Below are 969 nucleotides of genomic sequence, written 5' to 3' on the forward strand. Positions count from 1 at the left end.
GAGAGAAGAAGTAACTGGAGAAGTAGAAAGAAGAGTGGTGTCACAAATGTTATCATTGATGGATGGGTTAGAAGCTAGAGGAAAAGTTATTGTCATTGCAGCAACTAACAGACCAAATGCAATAGATCCTGCACTTAGAAGACCAGGTAGATTTGATAGAGAAATTGAAATCAAAGTTCCAGACAAAAAAGGTAGAAAAGACATTCTTGCTATTCATAGTAGAAACATGCCATTATCAGATGATGTAAATGTTGAAAAAATTTCCAGTGTTAGTCATGGATATGTTGGGGCAGATTTAGAATATCTTTGTAAAGAGGCTGCGATGAAATGTTTGAGAAGATTACTTCCTGAGTTAAACATGGAAGAGGAGAAGCTCCCTCCAGAAACTTTGGATAAATTAATTGTGAATAATGAAGATTTCCAAAAAGCATTGATTGAAGTTACACCATCTGGAATGAGGGAAGTATTCATTGAAAATCCAGATGTTAAATGGGAAGAAGTTGGAGGTTTGGAAGATGTAAAGCGTGAACTTCAAGAGGCAGTTGAATGGCCAATGAAGTATCCAGGATTGTATGATAAACTAGGACATAAGATGCCAAGAGGTATTTTACTACACGGTCCAAGTGGTACTGGTAAAACATTGTTAGCTAAAGCAGTTGCAACTCAAAGTGAAGCAAATTTTGTTTCTGTAAGAGGACCTGAACTATTATCAAAATGGGTTGGAGAATCAGAAAGAGGAATTAGAGAAATTTTTAGAAGAGCAAGACAAGCTTCTCCATGTGTAGTGTTCTTTGATGAAATTGATTCAATTGCACCAATAAGAGGAGCAGGTGGAGAAACAGCTGTTACAGAAAGAGTAGTAAGTCAACTGCTTACAGAATTAGATGGTATGGAAAATATGCACGGTGTTGTTGTTTTAGCAGCTACAAACAGACCAGATATGATTGATCCAGCATTACTAAGACCAGG

At 36.8% G+C, this 969-nt stretch carries 1 protein-coding gene; it reads left to right on the plus strand.

Going from position 1 to position 969, the window contains the following annotated elements:
- On the plus strand, positions 1 to 969 hold a 969-nt coding region (locus tag BG20_RS06595; protein ID WP_010192526.1), incomplete at both ends, for an AAA family ATPase.

It is taken from the genome of Candidatus Nitrosarchaeum limnium BG20 (assembly GCF_000241145.1).
GTDB classification, from domain to species: Archaea; Thermoproteota; Nitrososphaeria; order Nitrososphaerales; family Nitrosopumilaceae; genus Nitrosarchaeum; species Nitrosarchaeum limnae.